This window comes from Alteromonas sp. ABE4_545 (assembly GCF_056161325.1).
On the sequence record NZ_JBSWYY010000007.1, the window covers coordinates 144,131 to 168,238 of the forward strand.

Annotated in this window: 24 protein-coding genes; 15 read left to right on the forward strand and 9 right to left on the reverse strand. The window is 45.1% G+C overall.

The genetic code is table 11. From position 1 onward, the window contains the following. Positions 1–128: 128 nt before the first annotated feature. Together queA and ACXAH6_RS09265 are read right to left on the reverse strand one after the other, a co-directional pair. Positions 129–1,196: a tRNA preQ1(34) S-adenosylmethionine ribosyltransferase-isomerase QueA gene (gene queA / locus ACXAH6_RS09260; RefSeq protein ID WP_474876372.1), complete on the reverse strand. Its 1,068-nt coding sequence runs from the start codon at positions 1,194–1,196 to the stop codon at positions 129–131. Between the two features lie 298 nt (positions 1,197–1,494). Continuing rightward, positions 1,495–1,761, reverse strand: coding sequence for a DUF6471 domain-containing protein (locus ACXAH6_RS09265; RefSeq protein WP_474876429.1), 267 nt, complete (start codon positions 1,759–1,761; stop codon positions 1,495–1,497). Between the two features lie 177 nt (positions 1,762–1,938). Here ACXAH6_RS09265 and ACXAH6_RS09270 point away from each other — a divergent pair, with 177 nt between their 5' ends. The 9 genes from ACXAH6_RS09270 (at position 1,939) to ACXAH6_RS09310 (ending at position 8,443) form a co-directional block, all read left to right on the forward strand. Continuing rightward, positions 1,939–2,328 (forward strand): DUF2170 family protein, encoded by a 390-nt coding sequence (locus ACXAH6_RS09270; protein ID WP_474876373.1) that lies wholly within the window; start codon positions 1,939–1,941, stop codon positions 2,326–2,328. 23 nt (positions 2,329–2,351) lie between these two features. Then, positions 2,352–3,032 (forward strand): PspA/IM30 family protein, encoded by a 681-nt coding sequence (locus ACXAH6_RS09275; protein WP_474876374.1) that lies wholly within the window; start codon positions 2,352–2,354, stop codon positions 3,030–3,032. A gap of 192 nt (positions 3,033–3,224) precedes the next feature. Then, the gene (locus tag ACXAH6_RS09280; RefSeq protein ID WP_474876375.1) at positions 3,225–4,277 is read left to right on the forward strand and encodes a potassium channel family protein; all 1,053 of its coding nucleotides are present in this window, start codon (positions 3,225–3,227) and stop codon (positions 4,275–4,277) included. After that, a complete protein-coding gene (locus tag ACXAH6_RS09285; protein WP_474876376.1) occupies positions 4,277–4,921 on the forward strand; it encodes a YjfK family protein in 645 nt (214 codons plus the stop codon). The genes ACXAH6_RS09280 and ACXAH6_RS09285 overlap by 1 nt, the downstream gene beginning before the upstream one ends. Positions 4,922–4,943: 22 nt before the next feature. After that, positions 4,944–5,360: a DUF350 domain-containing protein gene (locus tag ACXAH6_RS09290; protein ID WP_474876377.1), complete on the forward strand. Its 417-nt coding sequence runs from the start codon at positions 4,944–4,946 to the stop codon at positions 5,358–5,360. An 11-nt stretch (positions 5,361–5,371) separates the two neighbouring features. Then, a complete protein-coding gene (locus ACXAH6_RS09295) occupies positions 5,372–5,986 on the forward strand; it encodes a DUF1190 family protein (RefSeq protein WP_474876378.1) in 615 nt (204 codons plus the stop codon). Next, the gene (locus tag ACXAH6_RS09300; RefSeq protein ID WP_474876379.1) at positions 5,986–7,149 is read left to right on the forward strand and encodes a glutathionylspermidine synthase family protein; all 1,164 of its coding nucleotides are present in this window, start codon (positions 5,986–5,988) and stop codon (positions 7,147–7,149) included. Before ACXAH6_RS09295 ends, ACXAH6_RS09300 begins: the two co-directional genes overlap by 1 nt. Then, positions 7,146–7,694, forward strand: a complete 549-nt coding sequence (locus tag ACXAH6_RS09305; protein ID WP_474876380.1) for a rhomboid family intramembrane serine protease — start codon at positions 7,146–7,148, stop codon at positions 7,692–7,694. The genes ACXAH6_RS09300 and ACXAH6_RS09305 overlap by 4 nt, the downstream gene beginning before the upstream one ends. 44 nt (positions 7,695–7,738) lie before the next feature. Next, positions 7,739–8,443 carry a VC0807 family protein gene (locus tag ACXAH6_RS09310; RefSeq protein WP_474876381.1) on the forward strand — a complete coding sequence of 235 codons (705 nt, stop codon included), beginning with the start codon at positions 7,739–7,741 and terminating at the stop codon, positions 8,441–8,443. 86 nt (positions 8,444–8,529) lie between these two features. Here the strand turns inward: ACXAH6_RS09310 and ACXAH6_RS09315 are convergent, their stop codons facing one another. Further along, the gene (locus ACXAH6_RS09315) at positions 8,530–9,963 is read right to left on the reverse strand and encodes an alkaline phosphatase (protein ID WP_474876382.1); all 1,434 of its coding nucleotides are present in this window, start codon (positions 9,961–9,963) and stop codon (positions 8,530–8,532) included. A 523-nt stretch (positions 9,964–10,486) separates the two neighbouring features. Here ACXAH6_RS09315 and ACXAH6_RS09320 point away from each other — a divergent pair. The 3 genes from ACXAH6_RS09320 (at position 10,487) to ACXAH6_RS09330 (ending at position 15,542) form a co-directional block, all read left to right on the forward strand. Beyond that, positions 10,487–12,079 (forward strand): isocitrate lyase, encoded by a 1,593-nt coding sequence (locus ACXAH6_RS09320; RefSeq protein WP_474876383.1) that lies wholly within the window; start codon positions 10,487–10,489, stop codon positions 12,077–12,079. Positions 12,080–12,324: 245 nt separating this feature from the next. Continuing rightward, entirely contained in the window at positions 12,325–13,269 is a 945-nt protein-coding gene (locus ACXAH6_RS09325; RefSeq protein ID WP_474876384.1) for a LysR family transcriptional regulator, read from the forward strand. A 98-nt stretch (positions 13,270–13,367) separates the two neighbouring features. Next, positions 13,368–15,542, forward strand: coding sequence for a malate synthase G (locus ACXAH6_RS09330; RefSeq protein WP_474876385.1), 2,175 nt, complete (start codon positions 13,368–13,370; stop codon positions 15,540–15,542). A 50-nt stretch (positions 15,543–15,592) separates the two neighbouring features. Here the strand turns inward: ACXAH6_RS09330 and ACXAH6_RS09335 are convergent, their stop codons facing one another. From ACXAH6_RS09335 to ACXAH6_RS09360, 6 genes are all read right to left on the reverse strand, one after another. Beyond that, a complete protein-coding gene (locus ACXAH6_RS09335) occupies positions 15,593–16,603 on the reverse strand; it encodes an NAD-dependent epimerase (protein WP_474876386.1) in 1,011 nt (336 codons plus the stop codon). Further along, entirely contained in the window at positions 16,600–17,703 is a 1,104-nt protein-coding gene (locus ACXAH6_RS09340) for a nucleotidyltransferase family protein (RefSeq protein WP_474876387.1), read from the reverse strand. Before ACXAH6_RS09340 ends, ACXAH6_RS09335 begins: the two co-directional genes overlap by 4 nt. Continuing rightward, on the reverse strand, positions 17,693–18,577 hold the full coding sequence (locus ACXAH6_RS09345; RefSeq protein WP_474876388.1) for an HprK-related kinase A: 885 nt from the start codon (positions 18,575–18,577) through the stop codon (positions 17,693–17,695). The genes ACXAH6_RS09340 and ACXAH6_RS09345 overlap by 11 nt, the downstream gene beginning before the upstream one ends. Before the next feature lie 8 nt (positions 18,578–18,585). Beyond that, on the reverse strand, positions 18,586–18,813 hold the full coding sequence (locus ACXAH6_RS09350) for a hypothetical protein (RefSeq protein WP_474876389.1): 228 nt from the start codon (positions 18,811–18,813) through the stop codon (positions 18,586–18,588). Between the two features lie 15 nt (positions 18,814–18,828). Next, positions 18,829–19,656 carry a hypothetical protein gene (locus tag ACXAH6_RS09355; protein ID WP_474876390.1) on the reverse strand — a complete coding sequence of 276 codons (828 nt, stop codon included), beginning with the start codon at positions 19,654–19,656 and terminating at the stop codon, positions 18,829–18,831. A 164-nt stretch (positions 19,657–19,820) separates the two neighbouring features. Next, positions 19,821–20,621: a S1 family peptidase gene (locus ACXAH6_RS09360; RefSeq protein ID WP_474876391.1), complete on the reverse strand. Its 801-nt coding sequence runs from the start codon at positions 20,619–20,621 to the stop codon at positions 19,821–19,823. Here ACXAH6_RS09360 and ACXAH6_RS09365 point away from each other — a divergent pair. From ACXAH6_RS09365 to ACXAH6_RS09375, 3 genes are read left to right on the forward strand one after another with little or no spacing between them, the layout of a single operon-like run. Beyond that, on the forward strand, positions 20,615–21,517 hold the full coding sequence (locus ACXAH6_RS09365) for a YdcF family protein (protein ID WP_474876392.1): 903 nt from the start codon (positions 20,615–20,617) through the stop codon (positions 21,515–21,517). The genes ACXAH6_RS09360 and ACXAH6_RS09365 overlap by 7 nt on opposite strands. Before the next feature lie 32 nt (positions 21,518–21,549). Beyond that, positions 21,550–22,668 carry a GNAT family N-acetyltransferase gene (locus tag ACXAH6_RS09370; RefSeq protein WP_474876393.1) on the forward strand — a complete coding sequence of 373 codons (1,119 nt, stop codon included), beginning with the start codon at positions 21,550–21,552 and terminating at the stop codon, positions 22,666–22,668. After that, entirely contained in the window at positions 22,652–24,106 is a 1,455-nt protein-coding gene (locus tag ACXAH6_RS09375) for an oligosaccharide flippase family protein (protein WP_474876394.1), read from the forward strand. The genes ACXAH6_RS09370 and ACXAH6_RS09375 overlap by 17 nt, the downstream gene beginning before the upstream one ends. The last annotated feature ends 2 nt before the right edge of the window (positions 24,107–24,108 follow it).

A 24,108-nucleotide genomic window follows, 5' to 3' on the forward strand; every position in this document is an offset into this window, starting at 1 on the left:
CGGCCACCCGCTCGCTCATTCGAGCAGGTGCGTGTTATTTGGTGCGCGATTATATCAGCATTCATAGGGCTTCGTCATGACGTCTTGTACCGATCTCGGCACAGTTATCGCAGCTTTTGCCACTCTGGTCAGTCAGCGCCCTGTTTTTCAATAAACATGCTGTCGCCATAACTGAAAAATCGATATTCATTGTCAATCGCTTGTTGATACGCGTCCATCACATGTTGGTGACCGGCGAACGCACTAATTAACATCATCAAAGTCGATTCAGGAAGGTGAAAGTTGGTAAACATAGCGTCGACCACTTTGAACTCAAATCCTGGATAAATAAATATTTCCGTGTCTTCGAAAAACGGCTCAATAAGGGGAGCTTGTTCGTCAGATGGGTATTTTTCTGACGTCGCTTTAGCGGCTGATTCTAGCGAGCGAACAGATGTCGTTCCCACAGCGATGACACGATTTCCCCTCGCCTTGGTTGCTAATACCGCATTAACAACCGATTCATCCACCTGCGCGAACTCGGCATGCATTTGATGCTCTAAAATGTTCTCTACGCGAACTGGCTGAAAAGTACCGGCACCAACATGAAGTGTCACAAAAGCGATATTCACGCCGTGTGCTTTTACCGCTTCTAAAATTGTTTCGTCAAAATGCAACCCCGCGGTAGGCGCGGCTACTGCACCGGGTGTGGCATTGTAGACAGTTTGATAGCGCTCTTTATCACTGTCTTCATCTGGACGGTCAATATAAGGCGGCAACGGCATATGGCCGTGCTGGTTCAGCAAAGTGAGTGGCGGTTCATCGTGGTCAAATCGTATATGGAACAACGCCCCTTTACGCCCTATCACGGTGGCATTAATCGCGTTTTCTAGCACTAACGTAGTATCGGGTTTAGGTGCCTTACTTGCCCGCACATGCGCGAGCAATGTGTTGTCATCTAAAATACGCTCGACCAATACTTCTACCTGGCCTCCGGTTGCTTTTTTACCATGCAAACGGGCGGGAATTACGCGGGTATTATTGAATACCAGTAAATCTCCGGGATGCAGTAAGTCGAGTAATTCTCGAAACATTTTATGTTGTACTTGGCCAGTATTCCCATGCAAATGGAGTAAACGGCTTGCCGCGCGATCAGGCGTGGGATATTTAGCAATTAAGTGCTCAGGCAAAGTAAAGTTGAAATCTGATAATTTCATTATTTCTCAATCTATTAGACAGCAGTGAACATTAAGCGACAGATATAGATAAATATAAAATAGCCAATTATAACGTATTAAAAAATATACTTATTCATAGGTTTTCATAACCAATGACACTGTTCATTCTTTCAACAGCAGGTACAATTAACTTGTTGTGTGAGTGTTCTCCCATTCTCCATCCTTACTGGCCCGGAAATTTTCCGGGCTTTTTTATGTCCCTATCTCTCAAAATACCTGTGCCGCTTAACTTAAATCAGCCGCTAAGTTTACCTTAAATACACGCATTTTGTGAGTATTAAGGCGATTCACTTTCAATATCAGTTAATATTTCAGACAAGACTTCAACACTGATCGCCCGCCCGTTTAACACATAAAGGATCTGCAACAATAAATCGGCGCCCATAATGCCTTTATTCACTTTATTGCGCAGGTTGTCTGCCGATTGTTCAATACCAATAGCCGCAAGCCGTTCACTTAACCCTTGATATTTTACCCCTCGCACAGACATCTCTGATCGGACTATTCGAGTTACGGCTTTACGCCAGTCGTTTTTAGCCAAAATAAACCCCTTTTGTGAATTATATTTTACAAAAACACATTTATTTACACTCTTGAAGTACATTTATTATTGACTAGTTTGATCGCATCTGTCTACACTAATGTCCATACGTTGGCGACTTAGTGATAAATCGCTACAGTGTAGGTACACAAACTGCCCGATTCGTAAAGGAGAAACGCTATGGTCTGGGATCTTCAACAACTTGAAGCCCTTTTTAGTCAACAAGATGACTATGTTGTGACACAGGAAGACAACTGCTTAATGATTGCCAACCAAGACGGTATTGACGCTTGGTTAGCCATTAGCGGCGAACAAATCATCGTTGAAAGCCTGTTGTTTTCTGCATCACAAGTGAAAGACAAAGCGGCGCTGGACCACGAGATTTTGTCGACGCATATGATATTTCCGTTAACAACGGTAGGTATTTCGACCATTGACGGCGAAGAATACTACACCGCGTTCGGCGCGCTCAGTGCGCAATCAAAACCGGAAAGTGTTGAAATTGAAGTGGCAACACTGTTTCAAAATGTGGCAGCTTTTCTTGATGCCTACGAAACCCATTTGCAATAAACGACTGTGACAGGAGAAGAGTTATGTCTGTTTGGAAAAAGCTAATTACTGCGGTTAAAGGTGGCGCAACAGAAGCAGCACAATCTGTTGTCGACAGTCAAGCTATCCGCATTCTGGAACAAGAGATTCGCGAAGCAAAAGAAGAACTTCGCAAGTCGGATCACGCTCGTACGCAAATTTTAGCCAAATGTAAGCTATCTCAGCAAAAAGTAGACAGCTTTAATAGCTCAATTGCTGAATATGAGGCTCATGCACGTAAAGCGATTGATAGTGACCGTCAGTTAGCATTAGATTGTGCGCAAAAAGTGTCAGACCTGAAAGCTGAACGCGATCAAGAGCAAAGCTATCTAGATCAGTTCAATCAATCTGAAAAGCAACTGGCAAAAAACATCCAGCAAGCCAAAGCCAACTTGCGTCGCTTGGAACAACAAGTTGATATGGTAAAGGCCACTGAAAGCGTTCAAAAAGCGCAAGTTGCGGTATCGTCTCGCCACATGGGTGCGAACAGCAAGATGAAGACGGCAACTGAGTCTTTGTCTCGCATTCAGGAAAAGCAAAAAATGCGCAGCGCTGAGCTAGAGGCTGCAGAAGAACTCGCTAGCGACGAGTCGAATGACGATTTGGAAAAACGCTTGGCGGCCGCTGGAATCAAAGGTGGCCAAACAAGTGCAGATGATGAATTAAGCCGTATTTTAGGCAAGTAAGTTTTTCATCCCAACCGAAAAATTCACTTACACTTTCATCATTACTTTTGACTGGCCAAGCCTTGCGAGGCTTGTGCCAGTTATTTTCTCTCAATTACGGTGTATCTCGCCCGTCATTGATTTGCAAAATCAATACTACTTCGGGCAAGATGCCACTACTACTATTTACAGGACGTAATCACGAAAACGCTTATGTTCTCACGTATTCGTAAAGTCATGATGCGGTACTTCGCAGAATCACGTTGGTATACCATCGTGATGGCGACCTGTTTTTACGCAACCACCAGTTGGCTATTACTTTACTGGGCTGGCGAAACAGCACTCACTGCACACATCGACTTTATTTATTGGTTAGCGGTAACCGCATCTACCGTGGGCTATGGTGACCTCTCACCCACTACAGACATTGGAAAAATGATCGTTGCGTTATATGTAATCCCACTAGGGTTAAGTATATTTGCCATGGTCATTGGCCGCATTGCGAGCTGGGTTAGCATACAATGGCGAAAAGGAGTCATGGGTTTGACTAAATTACATGTTAACGATCATATCTTAGTTATCGGTTGGAATGACCAACGCACCTTACAACTACTCAGCTTACTGTTAAAAGAACGCGACGCACTACCTGAGAAGCCCGACATTGTTTTGTGTGTAAAAGCAGAAATAGAAAACCCCATGCCTGGCAAAGTGGAATTTGTTCGAGTGGAGTCGTTTAATAAAGGTGAAGATATGAATGCAGCTTGCATCGCTGATGCGCGCACCATTCTCATTGATAACCCACTAGACGACGTAACCCTCACCACTGCACTCTACTGTAGTCAGCGCAATCCTAACGCCCACCAAGTGGCTTATTTCAACGATGAAAGCTTAGTTAAGTTACTGCAACAGCATTGCCCAAAAGTGGAATGTACACCAAGTGTGGCGGTTGAGATGTTAGCAAAGTCGGCGTTTGACCCTGGTTCAAGTATGCTTCATCACGATCTACTCAGTGTCGACGACGATGGACAAGCACAATTTTCTATTGGCGTACCGGCCGATATTCCGCCACTGACATTTGAACAACTCTTCGTCAACTTAAAACGCCGATACGATGCCATTTTAATTGGCTTCGCTCCCCAAGGCGTTTATCAAAACATGCAAGTTAACCCAGCAATGCATGAGCAGGTATCGGCGGGAGATAAACTGTTTTATATCGCTCGTTCACGAATTGCTGAACTCGACTGGCAACAATTGAGGGCCGAATAATGTTCAAGAAATGGTTTTCAAAAGACGAACCAACCACGCCAAAAGCACCAGAAATCATGGGCCTCTACTTAGGTGGCTCGTTCGAGTTGGACTCGCTAAAAATACGCTTAATTGAACCCCACCTCACCATTGAAGGGGCTGCAACCAAACATTTCATTCAAGCGGTAGGTAAGGCGGAGTTGGACTCTGGTGGCACCTTATTACGCTTTTACACCGACGATGATGCCTTTTTACAAGTGGTACTCGACGGCGGTATGAGCGAAGAGTACATCACCGATGTCAAATTGTGGTATTTCTACTCTACCGATACCATTGGCAATACAACTCAATGGCAACACAGCTTAAAGCAAACTATTTCACAACCAACCTATGACTTAGATGGGGTAACATTTACACGTGTGTGGAATGCAGTTGGCGAGGAGTCTCCACCGGTAGCGGTAACAGAAACCACCTATGAAGAAGACGGTGATGTGAGCACAACCGACCAATTTATGATGTTATATGAGCGCGTCATCGACGATGAACGCACTGAATCATTACTTATTGCGGGTGAAGAAAAAATCGTAGGCAACAACGCTGACCGCTGCTTGGTGATCAGCACAGGCTTTGATTTACAACCCACTGACCTAAAAATTAACGGCTAAATAACGACAATAGGAGTCAATCATGGATGTAGTGATGAATTCGCTGGCAGGGTTGGGCAATTTTGCCCTGTACTTCGGCATATCAATCGTCTTCTTGTTTATTTTCAAAGTTGTGTACGCATGGGTAACGCCTCACGACGAGTGGAAATTAGTTAAAGAAGAAAAAAACATTGCCGCCGCTATCGGTTTCGGTGGTGCTATTATTGGTTTCACCCTAGCGTTGTCTGGTGCTGCGGCAAACTCAGTTCACCTCGTAGACTTTGTTATCTGGGGTGTTGTTGCCATTATTGCGCAGTCATTGGCATTTGCATTGTTACGCTTTAGTTTTATGCCAACTATTGCTGAGCGGATAAACAATAATGAAGCGTCAGCCGGTATTATGCTAGCTGCGATGTCAATTGCCGTTGGTTTGTTAAACGCAGCCTGTATGACCTACTAGGAGGGCGTACGATGTCGCAACAAAAACGTACCAAACAAATAAACCTCAGCCAAATGCGTAAAGCGTTTGCATTAAAGCCTCTAGCGATTGGTGTCGCCGGAATCTTGCTAACGGGCTGTGGCGAAGAAAAGCAACAAGCTGATATTTACACCAACGTTGATGAATGTATCAACGATCATCCAGATGCTGCTGATGTGTGCCGCACAGCCTATCAGAATGCGCTAGATGAAGCCTCGCGTACAGGCCCCAAATACTCGACGCAAAATGACTGTGAATACGAATTTGGCAATAACCAGTGCCAATACGTACAAACACAATCGGGCAGTTTCTTTATGCCGTTTATGGCTGGTTATATGGTGAGCTCGCTGCTATCGCCGCGCCCGTATTACCAACCTATCTACACGTCTTACTCACCGTATTCGTCGTATCGCTCACGTTGGGTAACCGCCGATGGTCATATCTTCGACGGTGATGTGAGAAAGCGCAACTATTCGGTGCCTAAATCTGTCTACAAACCTAAACCAACGGTTAGCCGCACTATTAAGCGCGGCGGATTTGGGTCGAGTGTAAGAGCGAAATCATCATGGGGAAGCAGTAGCAGCCGCTCTAGTGGCTGGGGTGGCTAATGCTCCGCATAACTCACACGCCTCGCGCCAACTGGCAGCAACTTGCTGCCGAGTTTGGCTTTCACTTTCACACTATGTATGGCGAGCCCTATTGGGATGAAAGTGCGTATTATCAATTTACCTTGCCGCAGATAGAAAACCATATCGAAGACCCCACTGCAGATATTCATCAAATGTGCTTAGCCGTGGTCGAACGCGTGGTACATGACAGCGAATGGATGCGACGTTTTCGTATTCCTGAAATGCATTGGGATGCCGTACGTGACAGCTGGCTAAACCGCGACCCGTCTTTGTACTCTCGCTTAGACCTTGTTTACGATGGTAAAAACCCAGCCAAACTCTTAGAAAACAATGCCGACACGCCCACCTCGCTATATGAATCAGGGTTTTGGCAATGGTTGTGGTTAGAGCAAAATGTCGATAACGGTAAGTTGCCCCGTACTGCCGATCAATTCAACTCGCTACAAGAAAAGTTAATTAATCAGCTCGCTGATATCGCCCACCACTATCGCACCAAGCAAATTCACTTTTCATGTTGCCAAGATACAGTAGAAGATCGCGGAACCGTGCAGTACTTACAAGACTGTGCAAAAGCCGCGGGATTGGCCGCCCCCTTTGTGTTTATAGAAGATATCGGCTTAAGTGAATCCGGCCACTTTACCGATCTGCAAGACACCGTTATTGACACCAGCTTTAAACTTTACCCTTGGGAGTTTATGCTCAGCGAGGAATTTGGTGATGCGCTGAATAGTGCTGAGGTCAATTGGTTGGAGCCTCTATGGAAATCGGTGTTGTCTAACAAAGCCTTACTACCATTACTTTGGCAAATGTTTCCCGATCACCCCAATCTCCTACCCGCCTATTTTGCTGATGACGCCCCACATGGACTAGCGGGTAAATTTATCAAGAAACCGCTGTTTTCTCGTGAAGGCGCCAACATTAGTTTGGTTGAAGACGGTCAAACAACGACTCTGTCTGAAGGCCCATACGGTGATGAAGGATTTGTCTTACAAGGTTTTCACCCGCTGCCTGAGTTTGGTGATAACCATACACTGATTGGAAGTTGGCTCGTTGATGATCAGCCTGCAGGCATCTCTATTAGAGAAGACAAGTCAGCAATTACTCAGGATTTGTCTCGTTACTTGCCACATATTATTTTATGAAACGTCAATTTACTTTTTCCACTCAGCTACGCATATTACTGTTCACAGCAGGTCTGTTAATTGTTATCGAAGTCATCAATGCCTTGTTGGGACATCGATTAAATAGCTTTGGCATTTTGCCTCGTAGTTTGAGTCATTTACCCGGTATATTGGCTGCGCCTCTTCTCCACGGTAGCCCTGCTCATTTGGCCACTAACTTAATTCCCTTACTTTTGTTCATTTGGCTGTCTATGCAGTGGGGTGTAAAAGTATTCTTGCAAGCCACTGCTACCATCTGGCTGTTGTCAGGCCTTTGTGTATGGATATTTGCGCGAGAAGCCTACCACGTCGGAGCCAGCGGTATTGTGTATGGCTATTTTGGGTTCCTTGTAGCAGCTGGGTTTAGTGCCAGAAACTTTAAATTGTTAGCCATTTCCATTGGCGTCGCTTTTTTATATGGCGGCATGTTATTCGGTATTTTTCCACAACGCGCTATGGTGTCGTTCGAATATCATCTTTTTGGACTAATTGCCGGAATTATCGGAGCACGGGCTTGGGCAAAATAAGTGATTTCCGTATACTGAGTCTATGTTCGCTACAGTAATTATTTATGAGTAATACAAACACTTCTGCCAATCAGCAAAACCAAGGCTTTTTTGGCAACCTCGCTTTTAATATTGTCATTCCCGTACTCATTATGAGCTACGCCAGTAAAGAAGAATATTTAGGCCCTGCATGGAGCATTGTCGCGGCACTGGTTTTCCCAATCGGCTATGGTTTATGGGATTTAAAAAAGTCGGGGAAAGTTAACTTTTTTTCTATTCTCGGTATCATCAGCGTGCTTCTCACTGGAGGCATTAGCTTACTCAAATTACCTGCTGAATACATTGCCATTAAAGAAGCGACTATCCCTGCTATTATTGGTCTTGTTGTGCTTGGCAGCCAGTACACCAAAAAGCCACTCGTCAAATTGCTTATCCTTAACGATCAGTTAATTAATTGGGCGAAACTCAATGAAGTTCTTGAGGAACAAAACAAACAAGGCGAATTCAATAAGAAAATCGCTGTCAGTTCGTATATTGTCACCTCTTCATTTTTTGTCTCCTCAGTGCTCAATTACGTGTTGGCAAAAATTATTTTAGTCAGTGAACCTGGGACGACTGCTTATACTGAAGAGTTGGGAAAAATGACCGCATTAAGTTACCCCGTGATTGTGATCCCGAGTATGATCATTCTACTAGTTGCACTGTATTATTTGTTTTCTCAGATGGGTAAAGTGACAGGGAAAGATTGGGTTGAGTTTGTGAATCAGTAATTGCTCAGAAGCCCCCTATTAATTACACAAAAAAGGAGCGAATTATCGCTCCTTTTTACTCTGTAGACATTACACAGAATGAATGCTTATTGGCAACGCCAATCCGATTTAAAGTCACAACCGCTAGCTGATGAACCTTGCTCGTTGGTCGTCTCATTCTCAGGTGATGCAACTTGCCCTTTGTGTTGCGCTAAGAAATGGAAAATCTTTTTCGCAATATCCGTATTGTCGTATTGACCGTAGAACGCTTCTTTCCCTTTACCAAAGGCAAATACTTCAACATCAACACCGGTATGGCCGCCTGTTGTCCAGCCAGTATTAGTGCGAATATCTAGTAAATGCTTAATACCCGTTTCGATTTCTCGCACGTTGTCTAACTTGGCCAATACGTTAACTGTAGCGGCTTCTTCATCGGTTAATGTGAAACCTAGCATATCGTTCATGTAAGCGACGGGGTTTTCCTGTTCACCTAGCGCTTTTGCCATCGCAATCGGTGACCCTTTTAAACCACGTAAATACTCTGGACGCCATTCATAGGTACCGTTTGCACCAATAGTTAGGCCTCCTGTACTGTGATCTGCGGTCATTACAACCAGAGTATCGGGATGAGTTTGTACATAGCCATATAAGAACGTCATCATTTTTGCCATGTCATCCATTTCGCCCATCGCAGCAGCGATGTCATTGGCATGACCACCCCAATCCACTTGGCTTGCTTCCACCAGCAAAAAGAAACCCTCGTCGTTTTCTAGATGTTTAATCGCATGCTCTGTCATATAAGCTAAACGATTTTTGCGTTTATCGTCGAGCGTCCAAGGCAAGCCTACAGGAGCAAAAAGCCCGAGTACTTTCGAGCCAGTTGGAACTGCCGCCAAGCGGTTATATGTATCAACGTACTGGTACCCTGCATCGATAAACTGCGCGACTAGATCACGGTCTTCTCGTTCAAAATAATTGGTTCCGCCGCCTAACATCACATCAGCGACAAAATTGCCATTAATACGATCGTCAAAGAAACTGTCGGCAATCTCGTTATAATTTTTGCGACTCTCATTGTGTGCCACGTATGATGCCGGCGTTGCATGGTTGATTTGTGATGTCACCGCCACACCGGTTTTCAAGCCTTTCGACTTAGCGTATTGCAGCACCGATTGAACTGGCTTTTTGTTTACATCAACGCCAATGGCACCATTGTAACTTTTAACTCCTGTAGCTAGTGCTGTTGCCGCCGCTGCTGAGTCAGTGACATAGCCAGAGACATGTGCAGGATAAGTACTAGCGTTACCGACAAAAATGTCATCTAGAATGACACCTTCTATTTCAGGCGTTGCAGGATCATCTTTATAATTGCGATAGGCAGTTGTATAGGCTGGGCCCATACCATCGGTAACAACCATAATAATATTTTTAGGTGCCGTCATTTCTGCTGACGACGAAGTAGTTGGTGCTGACGTTATTTGTGAGCAACCTTGAAGCGCGAGTAGCGCAGAAGCAATCAAAACGGTAGATTGACGAAACATAAATGCTTCCCTGTTAAAAACGAAACCGTAGTTTAAATCAGTGCCGACGTAGGTACAAAAAGAAATCCGGCAAATGTCATTATCTTGAGTTTAACGCTGAGGCAATAGCAAAGTAAAAATGCCATGGTTAAACCCTACCTGTAAGGTAGAAATAATGACAAAAACCAAGTATCAGTAACGGTCATCATTCACAAAAATAATAATAAAAAACGCCAAAAAAACTCTTACTCCATATAAAACAAACAAACATCACCAATATACCAAAAACAAAATACTCATAAATAACAAAAGATTGAGTATTTTAAGCAGCTACGTCGGCCAGCCAAAACCTACCCAAATCTTCGTGATAAACCCAGGATAATGATCTCATCAAAACATTCACACCATGAATTATGTCGATGCGAATTATATATTTTTTTTATCAAAAAATTCACACTAGGATGATTGTGAACCGGATGAACAGCTTCAGTAGGAAGAGCTGGTTTCCACCAATTTGTACCCGTAAGTGGGAGGAGATATTCTCATGTCACAATACCAAAAAGATATTGATACTATCGCAACACTCGTTGCAGCTAAGCAAAACACATGGAATGGCATTAGCCCAGAATATGCAGCGCGTATGAAAGCGCAAAACCGCTTTAAAACGGGTTTAGATATTGCTCGCTACACTGCAGGCATCATGCGTAAAGACATGGCAGATTACGACGCCGACCCAGCGCAGTATACACAATCACTCGGTTGCTGGCATGGTTTCGTTGGTCAACAAAAAATGCTCGCGGTGAAAAAGCACCAAGGCACAACAAGCAAAAGCTACCTCTACTTGTCGGGCTGGATGGTTGCCGCACTGCGTTCAGAATTTGGTCCACTACCAGACCAATCTATGCACGAAAAAACAACCGTACCAGCTTTAATTGAAGAGCTTTACACTTTCTTGCGTCAAGCTGATGCTCGTGAGCTTGGTAACTTGTTCAAAGAATTAGACCAAGCAAAAGCAAACGGCGGTGACGTTGCTGCAATACAAGCACAAATTGATAACTTCGAAACCCACGTTGTACCAATTATTGCAGACATTGATGCAGGTTTTGGTAACGAAGAAGCCACGTATTTACTCGCTAAGAAAATGATCGAAGCTGGCGCTTGCTGTATCCAAATCGAAAACCAAGTTTCTGATGCGAAACAATGTGGCCACCAAGACGGTAAAGTTACCGTACCTCATGAAGACTTTCTCGCTAAAATCAACGCGGTTCGCTATGCCTTCCTAGAGCTAGGTGTAGACGATGGTGTCATTGTTGCGCGCACAGATTCTCTTGGCGCAGGCTTAACGCAGAAAATCCCCGTATCTAGCAGCAAAGGTGACTTAGCCGCACAATACAATGCGTTCCTAGAAACAACTCCAGTTAACTCTGCTGACGACTTAGTAGAAGGCGACATGGTATTGAAGCAAGATGGCCAGTTAGTTAAGCCAGTGCGTTTGCCAAATGGTTTGTATCGCTTTAAAGAAAACACAGGGTTTGACCGCGTTGTACTTGACTGTGTCACTTCACTTCAACACGGTGCTGACCTACTTTGGATTGAAACAGAGAAACCTCACGTTCGCCAAATCGGTGATATGGTGGACGCGATCCGCAAGCAAGTACCTGATGCCAAGCTTGTTTACAACAACTCGCCTTCGTTCAACTGGACACTTAACTTCCGCCAGCAAGTGTTCGACGCTTGGGAAGAAGCCGGTAAAGACGTGTCTGCATATGAACGTGCTTCACTCATGTCTGCTGAGTATGATAACAGTGATTTGGCAATTGAAGCGGATGCGAAAATCCAGAGCTTCCAAGCTGATGCTGCACGAGAAGCCGGTATTTTCCACCACTTGATCACTCTACCTACGTACCACACTGCGGCATTGTCTACCGACAACCTTGCGAAAGGCTACTTCGGTAACGAGGGTATGCTGGCGTACGTGAAAGGTGTACAACGTCAAGAAATTCGTCAAGGGTTGGCTTGTGTTAAACACCAAGCAATGGCGGGTTCTGACCTCGGAGATACACACAAAGAATACTTCTCAGGTGACCAAGCATTGAAGGCATCTGGTGATGACAACACAATGAATCAGTTCGATTAATCACACGCTGATGTGCCCTACCAAGGCTTCCTTCGGGAAGCCTTTTTTATTCCCCCCTTACATTCACTTTATTTATCCACATTTATATTATTAATTACACCATTACGCTTACAATAGCGTAACAACCACCTCATAAAGCCTTTAAATATAGTATTTTGCCTTACGACTAAAAGCCTATCTGACAGGAGTGAAATTAGTCGTTATAATAGACCGCGTTAATATTATTAATATAGGCTATTACAACAATGAATATTGCAAAGGTCGACCTCAACCTCTTGGTTTATTTAGATGTCTTGCTGCGCGAAGGCAGTGTGACGCGAGCAGCTAACCAGCTCAGTATTACCCAGCCCGCAATGAGTAATGGCTTAAAACGCTTGCGCGATCTCTTTAAAGACCCATTGTTGGTACGAACCAGTGATGGCATGACCCCCACCAAAAGAGCATTAGAGCTACAACCGGTCATTCGAGACGTATTGAGTAAACTCGAAAGCTCGATTCAACCAGAAACCGACTTTAACCCAGATACCAGTACGCGCACTTTTCGCATCATGACCAGTGATTATGCAGAGTCGACGCTGTTACTAGAACTTGTTGGGCGCTTAGCCAAGCTCGCACCGAACATTACGCTAGATTTGATCACTCCGAGTGATGTTACCTTTCACGATGTAGAGCAAGGTAAGGTCGACATGGCCATTAACCGCTTTGAAGAATTGCCCTTGTCGTTCCACCAAAAAGTGATTTGGTATGACACTTTTTCTTGTGTGTTGAGCGCCACCCATCCGCTTGTAGAAAAATTCGATCTTGAGTCCTACCTCAAGGCACAACACATTTGGGTGAGTAAAACGGGCTTTGGCGTGGGCGTGGGCATCGACCCAAATGAAGTGCAGAAGTTAGGCTGGGTAGATGCCGAGTTAACCAAAATTGGTAAACAGCGTGATATTCGCGTGTTTACTCGTCACTATCACGCAGCGTTACAAATTGCCAAAACTCAGGATTTGATCGCAACCTTACCCACCAAGGCCGCGGCGCTGTTTAAAGATGACCCTTCAGTGGTGTTAAAAACACCACCTTTCGACATTCCGCCTATTGCCCTAAAAATGGCATGGAGCGCCTTATTACATCACGATGCAGGGCATATATGGTTACGCCGTCTTATTAGTGATGTAGCAACTGAATTAAACGAAAGGTAGCATTCACAAAATATATGGCAAAGATACAAACCATAAATTAAAAATTACAACATAAAGTCTCTACACTGGGGTTATTGACTCCAGTGATAGAGGTGTTTATGCAAGATTACATTCAACGCGGCCGCATGCAGGTTGCTACACAATTAGATGGTTTTATTAATAACCAAGCCCTCCCACATACTGGGGTAGATGCCAACGCATTCTGGTTAGGCTTCGAAGCGATACTGGCAGAATTTGTCGCGCCCAACAAAGCTTTACTCGCGAAACGCGATGCCCTTCAACATAAAATTGACGAATACCATAAAGCAGGAAACCCTGCATCTGGTGATAGTTACATTCGGTTTTTACGCGAGATCGATTACCTCGTCGATGAGCCGGCCAACTTCGAAATTACGACAAAGCATGTCGACCCCGAAATTGCGACTATGGCAGGCCCACAACTTGTGGTTCCCATCAACAACGCACGCTATGCGTTAAACGCTGCGAATGCCCGTTGGGGTAGCTTGTACGATGCCTTGTATGGCACAGATATGATCTCAGATGATGGTGGTGCTGAGGCAGGCAAAGAGTACAATCCTGCTCGCGGTCAGAAAGTGATTCAAGCCGCCAGAAGTTATCTCGATACCCTACTGCCTCTCGCCTCCGGCTCGCATATGGGTTCTACCGCTTACACCATTACCGACAACGGTATTCAAGTTACACTCGACAGCGGCGAAACCACCACATTAGCAACACCTGAGCAATGGCGTGGTTTCAACGGCGACAAGCAGGCACCCACAGCCCTGCTCTTCGTACACAATGGCCTACACTTCGATGTTCAAATAGATCCTAACCACCCGATCGGTCAAGCAGACCCCGCCGGCATCAAAGATATTATTCTGGAGTCTGCATTAACGACCATTATGGATTGTGAAGATTCAGTAGCGGCAGTTGATGCTGAAGATAAAACCCTTGTTTATCAAAATTGGCTGGGGTTAATGATGGGTGACTTGTCGGTATCTGTAGCCAAAGGAGGTAAAACTATTACCCGCTCGATGGACGCAGATCGTCAATATGTTGGTACCAACGGCGAATCGCTAACCTTATCTGGTCGTAGCCTAATGTTTGTGCGCAACGTTGGTCACTTGATGACTAACGACGCCATTTTATTCGATGGCGAAGCTGTGCCAGAAGGTATTATGGATGGGGTAATTACATCGCTTATCGGCAAACACGACCTGCTTAAACGAGGGCAATTCCAAAACAGTCAGGCTGGCAGTATTTATATTGTAAAACCCAAAATGCACGGGCCTGAAGAAGTGGCATTTACCACCCAATTGTTCACGCGGATCGAGGCCTTACTAAATCTTGCGCCTAATACCTTAAAAATGGGCATTATGGACGAGGAGCGCCGAACCAGTATTAACTTAAAGGCCTGTATTTACGAAGCCAGAGAGCGCGCTGTTTTCATTAATACCGGCTTCTTAGACAGAACCGGCGACGAAATTCACACGTCGATGTTGGCAGGTGCATTTTGTGACAAAGCAACACTGAAAACAAAACCTTGGATCCAAGCTTATGAGCGAGCCAATGTGAATACCGGTCTCGCCTGTGGCTTATCAGGTAAAGCCCAAATTGGTAAAGGCATGTGGCCAATACCCGATCAAATGCAGAACATGATGGAAGCCAAAGTTGGCCACCCAAAAGCCGGTGCGAATACCGCTTGGGTACCGTCACCCACGGCCGCCACGCTTCACGCACTGCACTACCATGAAATTGATGTATTTGCCTTACAGCAGAGTTTATACAGCGAAAGCTACAATGGCGTGAAAGATATTTTAACCATTCCGTTGTTAGAAAAACCTGAAAACCTAACGGCAAAAGTTATTGAGCGAGAAATCGATAACAATGTGCAAGGCATTCTCGGCTATGTGGTGCGCTGGGTACACCAAGGCGTAGGTTGTTCCAAAGTGCCTGATATTAATAATGTCGGCCTAATGGAAGACAGAGCGACACTTCGTATTTCGAGCCAACATATCGCCAATTGGCTAGCTCACGGCATCACCAATGAGTCACAAGTACGTGCGTCATTAGAGAAAATGGCCAAACTGGTTGATAAGCAAAACGAAGCCGACAAAGACTATATTGCCATGACGCCTAATTTGGCTGAATCAATAGGCTTTCAGGCGGCATGTGACCTGATATTTAAAGGGAAAGAACAGCCGAATGGTTACACCGAACCGTTACTTCACGCGCGTCGTCGCGAGATGAAAGCAACGCTTAACTGCCGTTAACAGCGGTTTTGCCATCAGTGCCGTGTCAACATCACTGATGGCTTTTTTCGTTATACTTGGTAGTACGATTTATACCAATCAACGAACGCTTGAATACCAGTTTCGATCGTTGTTTGAGGCTGGTACCCCGTCGCCTCGACTAACTTGCTCACATCGGCATAGGTTGCTTGCACATCGCCTGGCTGCATAGGTAGCATTTCCTTTATGGCCTCTTTGCCAATGGCCTTTTCTAGCGTTTCGATAAAGCTCAAAAGATGCACCGGTGTTTGTGCACCTATGTTATAAACCCGAAAAGGGGCTTTACCGCTGCTTGGATCACTGTCTTTCCAGTCTTCATTTGGCGTAGCAACGCAATCCAATGAACGAACAACCCCTTCCACTATGTCGTCGATATAAGTGAAATCTCGTTGATGATCACCGTAGTTATACACCTTAATCGAATCGTCATCGAGAATCGCTTTGGTAAACTTAAACAACGCCATATCAGGGCGACCCCACGGGCCATAAACAGTAAAAAAGCGCAGCCCCGTAGTAGGCAAGTTAAAGAGATGACTGTAAGTGTGTGCCATCAATTCATTCGCTTTTTTCGACGCGGCATACAAGCTAACAGGATGGTCGACACTGTCTTGCTCTGAGAAAGGCATTTTTTCGTTCGCCCCATACACAGAGCTTGAAGACGCGTACACCAGATGTTCAACATCATTGTGACGACACCCTTCAAGTATGGTGGTAAACCCTACTAAGTTAGCGTCGACATAAGCCAGTGGGTTCTCGATGGAATAACGCACACCGGCTTGGGCAGCTAAATGCACAACACGATCAAATTTTTCATCGGCAAACAATGTGGCCATCGCCTCTCTTTCTTCGACGGCGATTTTTTTGAATGTAAACCGAGCAGCGTGAGGAGAACGCTCAACGCGCGCAATACGGTCGAGCTTGAGCTGAACATCATAGTAGTCATTGAGGTTGTCGATCCCAACTACCGTGTCTCCACGATTTATCAGGTATTCGCTTACCGCAGATCCAATAAAGCCAGCCGCACCAGTCACCAAAACCTTCATCGATTGTGTTTACCTTCTTGGTATTGTTTTATAGAAGTTTGCAATTGTTTGATACTTTTTACAACACTGTGTTTGAGCAGCATACCCAGGGGCATTTTGATCAAATGGCTTCTGCTGAATAGCAGCCATTCCGCCCACTTGTCTTTGCTATTGCGCTTGACCGCAACCGGTTGCATGAGCATGCGTAAATAACAAGGCTTTTGCCATCGCCAATGGCGTAAATGGCACAAGGTAGTGTGCACTAATTCGCGAGTCTGCTCAGCCAGTGTTACTGCAAATACAGACTCAAGTAAGCCTAACGCCCGTGCGACATCGTCGGCTAAGCCAAGCTGTTGGGCTCGAGCGAATAATGCGACATCTCCCCCCTCACTCGCCACAATTAGCCGGTGAAGGTGATACATATCATATAAATCTCGTAGGGCGCGATGAAAAACACTGTCTTGAAATAAGTGCGCCGCTGAATGTATGAAGAGATCTTGTAAGCTCGGAATATTAATATTGTTCTCAAGGGATTGAGCTTCGTCAAACAAGGCTGAGGCTTCAATATAGCGTTTGGAAACAATGGGTAAAATATTGTGATGTAAGTCGAGAGTAATATGAGATTGGGGATGGTAAAAAGGCGGTAACTCGTGCATCCATTGACGGTAGTAGTAATCGTCATAATCATCTTTTAAAGACGCTTTAAAGCCGTGCACAAACAACCAAAATTCCGCGTCATTGAGAGACGCTTTATCCACCAAAACATCTATATCAGAAACAATACGTCCGTGGCTATTGGGTAAATCTGCCAGAATATACGCGGCCCCCTTCAACAACAGAAAAGGCGTAGATTCGGGATTCAACTTAGCCAGCGACTCGGCTTGCCACTGCAATGATACTTTTTGTCGCTGCGCCTGTTGCCAACCGCTGAGAAAATGGCATTGAATACGTTCAGAAAGTTGAGGCCAGACGTCAGACCGTGACAAGATAAAATACAACGTACCGAGTAAACCGAGTTGGCGTGCCAACCCCACAACAGCCCCCCATTGTTGTTCCGTTAACTGAGAAGGGCTATCTCCACGCAACAGGGCAATAATTATCAAACTCGGACTAGTCATCATCAACCTGCTCGTTTATCCAATCTATGGCCTCATTCATATTGGCGTAGTGAAGCGTGTAAGCGCGACAGGTTTCAGCAATGTGGCGCAATGACGATATCGCTTCATGCCCGAGCACATGGATATTAAAGCTCTGGTCAAGCAACCTTTTAAAACAGTCCAGCGCCGAAATCGGCTCAACGCGTAAGTGCTCAACGTCTGCTTGATATTTGGGAAATACCACTAACTTTGGCTTAGTCGCCTGCGTTTTATTGTGCCAGCTAATATCTGTTGGGCGCACATGGGAGACTCGCCCTTTTACTGTATTTTCAGCAACCACACCCAATACAAGTTCACGGTAAGATACTTGTATTACGTCTATTGCGCTTTCTTTTATACTAACTGGGCGTACAAAGGGGTGAATCAATCCAGTCTGGATATTGACGAGTGTCAGTTCGTCAGTTAACAAGCGCCAGCCAGAGGCCATCATGCCACAAGACAACGTGCTTTTTCCGCTACCTGAGTCGCCACTAATAATGACTCCGTTTGGGCCTCTTGCCACTGTAGCCGCGTGCAGTATTTGGAAGGTTGATATATTGGTAGAAACACACCAATTCATCCCCCACTCTAATAAAGCGGCAGAATGCGCTGCGGGGCCTTTAACGAAAGGTTCTATGCCATCTAAATGAAATACACTGCGATGCAACTGAGGCATGCCCATAATACGAGGGTGTTGTAAGCCCACTGAAAAATCAACAAATTGAGATGACTCAGGCTCTGGCTCAGTTAACACACTCGAATGGTAAAGCGACTGAATATTGTCAAATACCCACCCCACAGAACTCGACACACAAAATGAGAACGGATGCGTATTAATGATAAGAGAACGGCGGGCCATATTACTGATTACTCGTCAATCATATTTGCTTGAACGAGCTTTGCATAAACCATTCGAAAAACCTCAGACGCTTCCTGCAGGTCATCTATGTGGTCGGTGCCGCGCTCCAATGACTGGATGAAAGGTATGGCCTCTTCTGTGAAAGTGAAGAGTTGACCATTTCCAATATGAAAAAGCGTGACAAACGACGTGGCATAATCGATTGTCACCCAGTGATTGAATAATCCGTTACTCACAAGATGTGTAAGCTGTTAGCCGCGTAGCGACGACGGATAACGACTCTTAGACCCCATACAATTTGAAAAGTTGGAGTAACGTTTCTTTTGGTAAGAATAATTGTTGCTCCATGGGTCTCGTGAACTGTATGTACTACACAACTCTAGGTCATTCGACGAGTATATCTTAAGCAGATTAGAATCGAGCTGATTTCGGCTATTCATTGAAGCTATCACTTCGCCAAAGCGTTGCATGATTGAATAGTCATTTTTGGCTTCTGCTTTATTTGTATATTCAACCACTTTTTCGATGCTATAACCGTAATTGACTTTGTCATGGCAAGCATTGAGTACGGCTGCAGCGTAGTGTTTTTCTAAATCGCTTGCACCTGAGTCCCGCTTTATCGACTCCCACACGGTGTCTTTATCAATAAAACTAGGAACATAACTGCCCAGTAACGATCTCCAGCTAGACGCATAGGTGCCATAGTGAGAATCGGTAACACCCAGATCTTTCTTCCAAGTGTAAAAGCTATTTCTGCCGACTTTGTAGTCAGAGAGTTCATCACCGTATTGGGTCCAATCCCATTTACAATTGAAGTCACTCTTATTGCTAAACACCATCAAACCGGGAAAAACAACCTTCGGCCAACATTGGGGATTATCTTCCCAAAAATCAGGCGAGTTACCGTCTTCAGTGAGCGAGTCTGAGGGCGTATCGGGACAAACGCGAGATGGGTTATTGGAAATCACACCTGAGATATTACAAGACGCAGCCCACACTGACTTCGAAGAGGCCAATGCGAGAAGTGGAATCGACTTGATAGACCCACCTAGTAACTTACGACGACTTATCTTACTCATAGTTCTTACATCTCAACTGTAGCTGATTACACACATCAATAACCAAAAGCTTATTGATGCAAAAAACATTCCAAACCAAAGGTAAGAATAACCCACTGATTAATATGAAGTTATCATTTTCGACTTCGTATTATCACCGACCGATGTAAAAAAAACTGACGAAGTCACAACTTAATTTTATGCCTTTCTGCTAATGCGATCAAATATTCAACGGGGATCGCATAAGTAATACCGCTCGGAGTCGACAAGGCGCTTTCTTTCCCTTGATGAACAAAAACCTTGTTAATCACACCGATTATCTCGCCGGTGCGCTTATTATACATTGCACTGCCGCTATTACCGGGGAATGCCGTCGCGTCGAGTTGATACACCATAAATGTGTTTTCAAGCCGAGATAACAGGCTTTGCTGTAACTTTTGCCCCGCATAAATTGGCGTAGCATCAGGGGTGATCGCTGCTACAAAACCAGAATGTGTGGCGGGATATAAACCGAGTACGGCGCCAATAGGAAAGCCCGTAAACGCGATTTCAGTGCCAGGCCTGACATAATCACCACGATGAACCGTAAATCGCGTAGGCAAAGTGGCAGAAGTGTCTTTGAGTTTTAAAATAGCAAGATCATGAGTCGGGTCAGACGCCACCACCTCAACTTGGTGCAAGCGAGGTCGTCGGCCTTGCCCTTGTAGGACCACACGATGCTGTACTTTGTTGATATCGAGTGGTTGATTAACCACATGGTAGTTGGTAACCACATATTGCCCATTACCAACCACAAACCCCGTTCCTTGTAGCTGTGCGGCATTACCTTCCATCGGAGTTAAAATACCTATGCCAACCACACTGGGTGTAATTTTGGCGATCAACGCAGGAAAGGCACTTTCATCATGGGCCATGGCGCTGAAACTGCACAAACACAAATAACAAAGTGAAGCCCAAACGAGTGTTGAAATGTACTTCAATGACAAACTGTGTTCCCCTTTTTCTTAACATTTGCCCCATCAACAAGTATAACAACATCTTTAATTTATTGAATGTCGATACCGTGTTAGCTTCACTCGCCAACTTACTCTGCGACCCTTTATTGCAATGTCTGGTACTGTTTGTACTGGCTGTTGCCATTCGCCTTATCAGCCCCAAACGAAAGCGGATGTTTATCCTTTGCTTTAGTGTGGCCGTTCTTTGGCCCTTTGTGTGGAGCCAGCCTTATTTTGCTAAAAACCTCATTGCGCCGCTGGAGCACGGTAGCCTGAAAGGCACTCCCATTCAACGTACCGACAATATCGACGCTCTCTTCTTGCTCGGGTGCAATTACTACGACGACAAACGCGCTCCTAATATTGCTAGGTGGCCTCGCTGTTCATTACAACGTATGATGGGAGCCATCGACAGTTATAAACGCTATCGCGTCCCTGTTATTGTCACCGGCGGACAGTTCAGAGATTGGGATTTTCCCTATGCATTCTATGTCACGCAATTTCTAGTGAGCCACGGCGTACCGCCAGAGGCGATTATCATGTTGCCATATGGCTATGATACAGGCACCGAAGTCAATGCGGTTGCTACTTACACTGGTTATAAAAAGGTAGGCGTAGTCACATCGGCCAGCCATCAACTACGAGTGCAGCGCTATCTCGCTTTATTTGGTATTGAAGGGGTGGGCATTGCAGTGGATTACCACGACATTGGTCGCACCCCACTGTCACTTGCAGTACCTGACGGCAGCTACTTGCATACGGTAAAACGTGCATGGCATGAATATGTGGGCTTACTCGAAGTCGAACTTTGTGCTAAAAATTACGTTGACTGTGGTTTCAATACCGCGGGACTGAACAATAACACAGCGCTAAATACTGAAGAGTAAAACGGATTTACCCGAGGTAACGATTAGAACCTATGAAACTATTGGCTGTCACTGAAACCCCGTTATCCGCGCTCGATTTGAAAGCGCTGGAGCAAGAGTGGCTCACCCTTGAGTCGAAAGCGGCGACCAGCTTTTTTACCTCTTGGTCGTTTATTAAAGTATGGCTTACTACCATGGGGCAAAACAGTTCGCTACTGCGAGTCACCGACCATCAGGGCACCGTGGGTTTGGTGTTTTGTTGTGCCCACACATTGCGTACCCACTGGCTCAAAACCCATCAAATCTGGTTGAACCGCACCGGTGAACAACGCAAAGATCAAATTTGGTCAGAGTTTAATGACATCCTTTGCCCGGTGGGACGAGAGTGGGCGATCCGCTCTGCGATCTTTTGGTATTTAGAAGCGCAATATCCCAACGTTGATGAATTTTTATTAGGTGTGAGTCAGGCGTCTATCGAAGAAACACCTATCCCAGATGCGTTAATGCAACGCGTGGTGTGGGAAACTACCAGCTATTCGGTCCCCCTCATCGACAAATTTGAACAAATAGATCATTACCTAGCCACCTTATCGAGAAATACACGTCATCAAATACGACGGACACAAAAAATTCTCGAACAAGACGGGCCAATTACACTCACGCCAGCCACTAACGTTGAAGACGCTTTGCAAGCATTTGACGCCGCAGGCGTGTTACATAAACAACGCTGGTCTGGTGCGCAAAGTGGTTTTAACAACCAAGCATTTACAACCTTTCACCGTTCGTTAATTACAACACTGTTTGAGCAAGGTTTAGTCGACCTACTCACTCTAAAAACCGGCGATACGCCAGTTTGTTACCTGTATAACTTTGTGTATCAAGGCTACGTGTATTTTTACCTTTCCGGTATTCGCTATACCTCTGATAACCGTGTAAAACCTGGCTTACTGGCCCACAGTCTTGCCATCAGTTATTACGCAAGTAAAGGCATGACAGTTTACGACTTTATGGGCGGCAGCGGCCAATATAAACAATCGCTATCACATCAAACCGAATCTCTCGTTATTTCGAGCTTCCAGCGCAAGCGACCCGACTTTTTAATTAATCGACTCATCGATAAATTCAAGGCTAGCCGGACTAAAAAACAGCTCCTTCATGACAACTACTACTGATTTTGTAAAAAGCGCAGTTTGGTATTCAGGCGTATCATGGTTTAACCGCTTACTGGGGTTAGTCTCCGTCTTTATTCTGGCGCGGTTATTGTCGCCGGCTGATTTTGGCGTGATGGCCTCAATAATGGTAGTTATACAGCTCGCACAAACCTTAAGTGATGCCGGATGTGAGCAATATTACATTCAAAAGCAACAGGCCACCGAGCAAGATCTTGTGCTCAGTTGGAGTGTTAACCTTGTACTCAAAACGGGTATGTCAGCCTGTATTATGATCGCGACTGCTTTGTTACCGTCGATGGGCCTTTCTGACACACTGCAAGCACCATTGTTTGTGCTGGCCATGCTTCCTTTTCTTACTGCTCTGACAAATAAAGAAGTGATGGCTCTGAAAAAACGCATTCAGTTTCATCGGTTTTCTCACTTATTGGTTTTTTCTCAACTCGCGGGTAACCTCACCTCCATCGGCTTAGCCGTAATGCTGCACAGTTACTGGGCTTTGGTGTATGGCGTTTTACTCAACACCTTAGTGTATACCGCGCTAAGCCACCTTTTGTTACCCTCGAAAATGGCGTTTACGTTACAACAATGGCGTTTACCCTTCCATTTTGGTAAATGGGTGATTCTCAGGAGTGTGGTAGGCCACACACGAGCTAAGTTTGATATTTGGTTTGCAGCTTCAGTGTTCACACCATCTGAACTTGGTGGTTATCAAATAAATAAAGACATATCGGTAATGCCAAGCAGGGAAATTCTTGGCCCGGTTCAGCAAGTCGTTTTCAGTGGGGTGGCGAGTCACCCTCGACATTCAACCGCGCAAATTAATCATATTTACGGTGCCTTGTTTCTCCTACTGTCGATAGCCACAGCCATGACAACCGGGCTGTCGGCGCTGGCAACGCCGCTCACGCATATTTTATTAGGTGAACAGTGGCTAGAGTTTGCGCCTTTACTTCACTACTTGGCGATTATGCTCGTCACATTCACCATTGGTAACTTCTACAGTGACGTATTAACCGCAACTGGGTACGTTAAGTCTTTATTTATATTCGATTGTTTGAGTCTTGGCGTTTCATTAGCCCTGTTAACCAGTTTTACCACATGGTTAACTCATGCCGCCGATCTAGCTGTTTTTCGCTCAGCAACGGGCCTACTTGTTATAGGCGGAGGCTTAGCTTGGATGGTTGTTGTATTAAACTTATCTTTCTTACGTACAGGGCGATTAATTTTCACCGCTCTTGTCCCTGCAATTGGCATGTATTTATCTCTGCAACCTTTGGCGGGGCTGGCGTTGTCCCCTCTGGCGCACGTTGCATTATCAATCGTTGTGGGAGTCTTTGTTTACTCGTTGATTTGGGTAATAATGTTGTTACTTGGAACGCCTGACCGCCAAGACAAAGACTATCTTACATCGCTAATTAAAAGGATTAAAAGCCGGTAATG

What these genes read in the sequence shown, in the direction of transcription:
- queA (WP_474876372.1), bottom strand. Translation starts at nt 1,196, where the DNA reads ATGAAATTATCAGATTTCAACTTTACTTTGCCTGAGCACTTAATTGCT.
- ACXAH6_RS09270 (WP_474876373.1), top strand. Translation starts at nt 1,939, where the DNA reads ATGGTCTGGGATCTTCAACAACTTGAAGCCCTTTTTAGTCAACAAGAT.
- ACXAH6_RS09275 (WP_474876374.1), top strand. Translation starts at nt 2,352, where the DNA reads ATGTCTGTTTGGAAAAAGCTAATTACTGCGGTTAAAGGTGGCGCAACA.
- ACXAH6_RS09280 (WP_474876375.1), top strand. Translation starts at nt 3,225, where the DNA reads ATGTTCTCACGTATTCGTAAAGTCATGATGCGGTACTTCGCAGAATCA.
- ACXAH6_RS09285 (WP_474876376.1), top strand. Translation starts at nt 4,277, where the DNA reads ATGTTCAAGAAATGGTTTTCAAAAGACGAACCAACCACGCCAAAAGCA.
- ACXAH6_RS09290 (WP_474876377.1), top strand. Translation starts at nt 4,944, where the DNA reads ATGGATGTAGTGATGAATTCGCTGGCAGGGTTGGGCAATTTTGCCCTG.
- ACXAH6_RS09295 (WP_474876378.1), top strand. Translation starts at nt 5,372, where the DNA reads ATGTCGCAACAAAAACGTACCAAACAAATAAACCTCAGCCAAATGCGT.
- ACXAH6_RS09300 (WP_474876379.1), top strand. Translation starts at nt 5,986, where the DNA reads ATGCTCCGCATAACTCACACGCCTCGCGCCAACTGGCAGCAACTTGCT.
- ACXAH6_RS09305 (WP_474876380.1), top strand. Translation starts at nt 7,146, where the DNA reads ATGAAACGTCAATTTACTTTTTCCACTCAGCTACGCATATTACTGTTC.
- ACXAH6_RS09310 (WP_474876381.1), top strand. Translation starts at nt 7,739, where the DNA reads ATGAGTAATACAAACACTTCTGCCAATCAGCAAAACCAAGGCTTTTTT.
- ACXAH6_RS09315 (WP_474876382.1), bottom strand. Translation starts at nt 9,963, where the DNA reads ATGTTTCGTCAATCTACCGTTTTGATTGCTTCTGCGCTACTCGCGCTT.
- ACXAH6_RS09320 (WP_474876383.1), top strand. Translation starts at nt 10,487, where the DNA reads ATGTCACAATACCAAAAAGATATTGATACTATCGCAACACTCGTTGCA.
- ACXAH6_RS09325 (WP_474876384.1), top strand. Translation starts at nt 12,325, where the DNA reads ATGAATATTGCAAAGGTCGACCTCAACCTCTTGGTTTATTTAGATGTC.
- ACXAH6_RS09330 (WP_474876385.1), top strand. Translation starts at nt 13,368, where the DNA reads ATGCAAGATTACATTCAACGCGGCCGCATGCAGGTTGCTACACAATTA.
- ACXAH6_RS09335 (WP_474876386.1), bottom strand. Translation starts at nt 16,603, where the DNA reads ATGAAGGTTTTGGTGACTGGTGCGGCTGGCTTTATTGGATCTGCGGTA.
- ACXAH6_RS09340 (WP_474876387.1), bottom strand. Translation starts at nt 17,703, where the DNA reads ATGATGACTAGTCCGAGTTTGATAATTATTGCCCTGTTGCGTGGAGAT.
- ACXAH6_RS09345 (WP_474876388.1), bottom strand. Translation starts at nt 18,577, where the DNA reads ATGGCCCGCCGTTCTCTTATCATTAATACGCATCCGTTCTCATTTTGT.
- ACXAH6_RS09355 (WP_474876390.1), bottom strand. Translation starts at nt 19,656, where the DNA reads ATGAGTAAGATAAGTCGTCGTAAGTTACTAGGTGGGTCTATCAAGTCG.
- ACXAH6_RS09365 (WP_474876392.1), top strand. Translation starts at nt 20,615, where the DNA reads ATGACAAACTGTGTTCCCCTTTTTCTTAACATTTGCCCCATCAACAAG.
- ACXAH6_RS09370 (WP_474876393.1), top strand. Translation starts at nt 21,550, where the DNA reads ATGAAACTATTGGCTGTCACTGAAACCCCGTTATCCGCGCTCGATTTG.
- ACXAH6_RS09375 (WP_474876394.1), top strand. Translation starts at nt 22,652, where the DNA reads ATGACAACTACTACTGATTTTGTAAAAAGCGCAGTTTGGTATTCAGGC.